Origin of the sequence: Longimicrobium sp. (assembly GCF_036280135.1) — a bacterium.
In the GTDB taxonomy this organism is placed as follows: Bacteria; Gemmatimonadota; Gemmatimonadetes; order Longimicrobiales; family Longimicrobiaceae; genus Longimicrobium.
In genome coordinates this window covers 1-5708 of the sequence record NZ_DASURI010000967.1, presented here as the reverse complement: position 1 = coordinate 5708, position 5708 = coordinate 1, and the positions used below count along the sequence as shown (strand labels likewise).

Here is a 5708-nt window from a genome sequence, read left to right as displayed (position 1 = left end):
TCCCCGCTCGTTCCTCGCGGAGAGGGGAGAACTTCGGTGCGCGGGGGCAGAGCGTCGGGCCGCGCCGGGCACCAGAGCGAATGAATTCGCCGCTGGAAAGGCACGAAGTCCGCCTTCGCGGACTGCACCGCCGCCATCCTGCCGCGGACGCTCGGCCTGTCGCCGGGTGACGGCCCGTGTTGGCGGTTGAAGCCCTGTTCGCAGAGCGCGTCAGCGCGAGACAGGGCTTATCGCTGTCCCAGCGGCGGGTTTACCCGCTCCGGCCGGGACCCGGCGGCACGGCCAGGTCTCGCCCCACCTCTACCCTATCCTACCCTGCCGTAAGCCGCGGATCATGCCGATTCGTATCACGACGGCGAGAGGCTGAAATCACAAAAATGATGAATTCGACTGATTGAACAAACCACCCACACAGCACGAGGTTGCAGGCTATTCCCTGTTCCCTGTTCCCTGTTCCCGCCCCCCCGGCGCCGGCGCGTCCCCAGAGACACGCCGGCACCGTCCCTCACCCGCTCAGCGCGTCTGGTACCGCACGCCCAGGAAGACCATCGTGCCGATCTCCGGCATGTTGATCATCTCCACGTGCTTCTCGCCAAAGCCGCAGGCGCGGTCCTCGTGGGTGGGCGTGGCGCGCAGCACGTCCGTGTCGGCGTACTCGAAGCGGCCGCCGCAGCTGAACAGGTTGCTCACGCCCAGGGTGAGCATGGTGTTGAAGCGGTCCAGCCTGTACCCCATGGTGGCGTCCACCGTGCTGAAGCCCGGGATGAAGCCGCGGTTCACGCCGGAGCGGAAGTAGTACTCGTCCACGTGGCGAACGCTCAGCCCGCCCGTGAGGCGGCCAAAGTCCTGGAAGCTGGCGCCCAGGGTCCACTTGAGCTCCGGCGAGTTGAGCGCCGTGCTCTCCTCGCGGCCCGCGTCCACCTCCACGTCGCTGATGTCGATGGTGGACAGCGTGCTCCGCAGGCTGATCTTGGGCGTGACCACCACGTTGAGCCCCAGGTCCGTGCCGTTGATCTTTGCGCGGCCCAGGTTCCAGTAGGTGAGCACGTAGGCCGGCGCCGTGCCGCCGATGTTGTTGAGCCGGTTGCCGGCCCCGTCAAAGGCGTACGTGGGGTTGCCCGCCGGGTCGCCCGCCAGCACGCCCCCGAACGGGTCGTTGATGATGGCCAAGGGGCTCATGAAGTTCTCGTACTCGCTGCGGTAGTGCGCGACGTCGAGGAACACGCGGTCCCACAGCACGCCCTTGTAGCCGAACTCCCACGTGGTGTTCTGCTCCGGCGCCAGCGGCGCGTAGGTGCGCAGGACATCGCCGTTGGGACGGCGGACCGTGAAGCCGTCCGTGTTGCCGTACACCGACGTGGCCGCGTTCCAGTCGGGGATGAAGAAGCTGGTCTGCAGGATGGTGGGCGACTTGAACGCGCGGTTGTACGTCACCCGGAAGTTCTGCCCCTCGATGGGGCGCACCACGACGCCCGCCTTGGGGCTGAACTGCGACTCGTAGTTCTCGTGCGTGTCGAAGCGGCCCGCCAGCACCACGTCCAGCCAGGGCATCACGGGCGCCGTGAGCTGGCCGTAGGTGCCAAACTGGCCCACGGAGATGTCCTCCTCCGACAGGCGGTCCGAGAGCCACTGCCGGTCGCTGCTCACCACGTCCTGGCGGTAGCTGGTGCCCAGCACCAGGGCGCTGTTGAGGAAGAAGGGCAGGCGCGAGTTGTACTGCACCTCGCCGGCGTACATGCGGCCGTTGCTGGGCCAGTCGCTGGCGGCCACCAGCTGGTCGTCCGTCAGGCGCGTGGCGTCGGGGCGGGCCAGGTTGGGGTAGTACGCCTGCGTGTAGCGGTTGGTGGCCCAGCTGTCGCCGGACTTGCTCTGCGAGCGGTACACGTTGGCGTACCAGTGGGTGCTGCTGAAGCGCAGCTGCTGGAAGTTGTAGCCCCAGTTCACCAGTTGGTTGCGGCCCACGTTGGTCTGCCCCACGCCGTCGGTCACGCTGGCGCCGCCGCTGAGCTCCAGCTTGCCGCTGCCAAGGTACCGGGCAATGGCGCCCGTGCCCCGCATGACGCTGGCGTCCCAGTCCAGCCCCGGGGCGCCCTCGCGGCCCACCTCGGGCATGATGGCGGCCGTGGGCGCGTCGCCGGCGCGGTACTCGCGCGCCGTGCTGCCGACGAGGGTAAGGCGGTTGCTCCAGTCGTTGGCCTCCTGGTACTCGCCGCTCACCTTGTAGCCCCACTCCTCGCCGACGACGCCGGCGTAGCGGGCCTGCACGTCGCGGTACGCGCGGTTGCCGCCCGTGACCTCCACCGTGAGGCCGGGAAACGCGCGCGGGTCCTTGGTCTCCATGCTGATGACGCCGCTGCTGGCGTCGGCGCCGTACAGGGCGGCGCCGGGGCCCACCAGCACCTCGATGCCGGCCAGGTCCACCTTGGGCGTGGCGGTGAACTGGCCCACGGGCAGCCCGTTCTCGGGCAGCACCATCACGCGGCCGTCCTCCACCATGAGCATGCGGTTGTTGAACGACGAGTTGAAGCCGCGGGCGTTAACGCCCACGCTCGTCATCCCCACCTGCACGAAGTCCAGGCCCTTTACCTCCTTGAGGGCACCCGCGAAGGTGTTGCCCACGGAGGCGTCCAGGATCTCGGGCCCGATGCGGGTGATGGTGGCCGGCGCCTCGGTCACGCGCTCGCTGGTGCGCGACGCGCTCACGACCATGGCGTCCAGCTCGAACGGCTTGTCCTCGAGCTGAAAGGCCACGAGGGTCTCCTCGCCGGGGCGCACGACCACTTCGCGCAGCAGGTCGCGGTAGCCCACGTGCGACACGCGGAACGACTGCGTGCCCGTGCCCACGCCGCGGAGCACGAAGGCGCCCATGGCGTCCGTCGTGGTCGAAAGGCGGGTGCCGGCCACGCTCACGCGGGCGCCGGCCAGGGCTTCACCGCCGGTGCCGGCCACGGTGCCGCGCACGGTGCCGACCTGCGCGTGGGCGAGCGCCGGGACGAGCGCCATCGCCAGCGCGGCCAGGAGGGTGCGCCACCGGGGGCGCGGGGTGCCGCTGCTGCTCATGGAAGGATCTCCACGTTGGGGGACTGGGGTGCGCCCCCATGGCGGGACGCACGGTTGGACAGCTTCCGCCGCGGCCTTTGCAGAGGCGGCCGCGCTCCTCGGGACGGACTTGAAGTGCGAAAGTGCGAAAGTGCGAAAGTGCGAAAGTGCGAAAGTGCGAACGTCGTTTCTGCCGGATGCGTGTGGTCGAGCGTCCGTTCGGGTTGCGCGCGGAGGCCCCCACCCGCTCGTCGACTCGCGACCTCCCCCGCTGCGCGGGGGAGGTGGGAACCCGATGAATGGCTTGGCCGCTCCGGCTGGGGCTGGGGTGTACACCCTCTCCCGCGCAGTTTGTGGGAGAGGGTGCGAGCGACAGCGAGCGGGTGAGGGCCCCTCGCCGGCCGCGCGCCCTGATCCATCCCCCGCACCAACCCACTCCCGCACTCACGCACTTCCGCACTCCCGCACTTCCTCACCGCGGGGCCAGCACCATCGCTTCGCCTTCGATGATGGTCGTGCCGTCGGCTTTCACCACCGTCGTCGTCAGGCGGATGCGGCGCTTGGGCAGGACCTCGGCGACCTCCACGCGCGCCGTCACCGTCTCGCCGATCATCACGGGCGCGGTAAAGCGCAGCGACTGCGAGAGGTAGATGGTGCCGGGCCCCGGCAGCTTCATCCCCAGCACCGTGCTGATGAACGACGCCGACAGCATCCCGTGCGCGATGCGCCCGCCAAACCGGCCGGCGCGTGCCCAGACGTCGTCGATGTGCGCGGGGTTCAGGTCGCCGGTGACGCCCGCGAACAGCACCACGTCCGCCTCCGTCACCGTCCTGGTGAACTCCGCCGTCTGCCCCGCCTGGATCTCGCTCATCACAGAAGTGCCAAGTGCCTAGTTCCAAGTGCCAAGTGAAAAACGCCCACGCACGTGCCGCCGGATCAGCCGGTACTTGGCACTTGGTACTTGGTACTTGGCACTTGGTCTCACACCGACATCACCAGCTTCACGTCGCCGTCCAGCTGGCCGGCGGCGCGGGCGCGCGTCATCCACGACACGCCGAAGAACACCAGGATGGACAGCACCAGCGACAGGCCGCTCACCGTCACACCCGCGGGAAAGCTGTAGACCTTGTAGAAGGCCAGCGTCTCGAACGTCAGCGTGATCACCAGGCCCGTGGAGATGCTGGCGATGGCGCCCTCCCGCGTGGCCCCCTCCCAGTTGAGCCCAATGGCCAGCGCGGGAACGAGCGTGGACGCGAACAGGCCCCAGCCAAAGATCCCCAGGAACGCCACCAGGGCGCCCGGCAGCAGGGCCAGCAGCGCGGCCGCCACCGAGATCACCACCGTGCTGATGCGGCCCCAGCGCAGCTCGTTTTCCACGCGTCGGCCCAGCGCCACCGGCAGGTCGTGCGTGATGGCCGCCGCGCCGATGCTCATGAAGCTGTTGACCGTGCTCATGATGGCCGCCGCCACGCCGCTGAAGACGATGGCCGACAGAAAGACGGGCGTGTAGCGAAGCAGAAAGAGCGGCGTCACGTCGTCCGCGCGGGCCAGCGGCTGCAGCTCGCCGCCCGCCACCAGCGCCTTGACGACGACGCCCACGCCAAAGTACAGCAGCGTGCTCAGCAGCAGCGCGATGGTGGAAAGCATGGGGAACCACTTGAGCTTTCGCGGATCGCGCAGCATGTAGAACTTGTGCACCACGTGCGGCTGCCCCAGCGAGCCCACGCCGAACACAAAGAACAGCGACAGCGCCGCCACCGCGCCCAGCTTGCCGAACGGGCCCAGGTACGCCGGGTCCGCCGCCAGGATGGTGCGCGACATCTCGCCCATCCCCCCGCCCGTCTTGAGCGTGGCGAAAAAGACGAGGACGGACGCCAGCGCCATCAGCGAGCCCTGGAACATGTCCGTGTACACGCCCGCCAGGATGCCGCCGGCCACGGAGTAGGCCAGCACGATGGCCATCCCGATCCACACGCCCGCCGCGAGCCCCGAGCCGAAGATGGCGTCGATCACCAGCCCCAGGGCCAGGATGTTGGTCGCCATGTAGCCGATGACGGCCACGAGGATGGCCACGGCCGACAGCCCCTGCGCGGCGGGCGAGCGGTAGCGCGCCCCGATGGCGTCGGGCACGGTGATGAGGCCGCGCACCTCGCCCAGCAGGCGCATCCGCTTGGCCAGCGCCCACGCCGTCATCGTCCCCGTGATGCTGGCGGGGAGCATGATGAACATGGCCGAGAGGCCCACGGTGTAGACCAGCGCCGGCCCGCCGATGAACGCGAACCCGCTGAGCGTGGCGCTCATGGCCGCCAGCGTAAGCGCCAGCAGGCCGATGCCCTCGCCCGCCACGAAGAAGTCGCTGGCCGTCTTCGTCCGCCGCGTGGCCCACGCGCCGATGGCCGCCACGATGGCGAAGTAGACCACCGCCACGGCGATGATGGTGGGCTGCGCCAGGCGCGGCAGCTCGCCCGTCTGCAGGATCATCCCCAGCGCCATCACCCGCCCACCTCCACCGTCTGCCGCGCCGGCGTGGACTCCGTCTGGTTCGCCGCGTCCGCCGACGCGCGCGCGGCCTGCCAGGCGCGGGCAGCCTCGCGCACGCGCTGCAGGTCCGCCTCGTTGAGCGTCATGTCCTCGAAGGTGAGCGCGTACGAAAGGGGCAGCACCAGCAG

General features: G+C 69.4%; 3 protein-coding genes. All 3 read right to left on the bottom strand.

Annotation, left to right across the window (positions count from 1 at the left end):
• Positions 1-513 precede the first annotated feature (513 nt).
• The 3 genes from VFZ20_RS31095 to VFZ20_RS31085 all read right to left on the bottom strand — a co-directional run bounded on the left by VFZ20_RS31095 (position 514) and on the right by VFZ20_RS31085 (position 5532).
• Positions 514-3060 carry a TonB-dependent receptor gene (locus VFZ20_RS31095; protein WP_329687866.1) on the bottom strand — a complete coding sequence of 849 codons (2547 nt, stop codon included), beginning with the start codon at positions 3058-3060 and terminating at the stop codon, positions 514-516.
• Positions 3061-3511: 451 nt separating this feature from the next.
• A complete protein-coding gene (locus VFZ20_RS31090) occupies positions 3512-3910 on the bottom strand; it encodes a MaoC family dehydratase (RefSeq protein ID WP_329687865.1) in 399 nt (132 codons plus the stop codon).
• 110 nt (positions 3911-4020) lie between these two features.
• Positions 4021-5532 carry a sodium:solute symporter family transporter gene (locus VFZ20_RS31085; protein WP_329687867.1) on the bottom strand — a complete coding sequence of 504 codons (1512 nt, stop codon included), beginning with the start codon at positions 5530-5532 and terminating at the stop codon, positions 4021-4023.
• Positions 5533-5708: the final 176 nt, after the last annotated feature.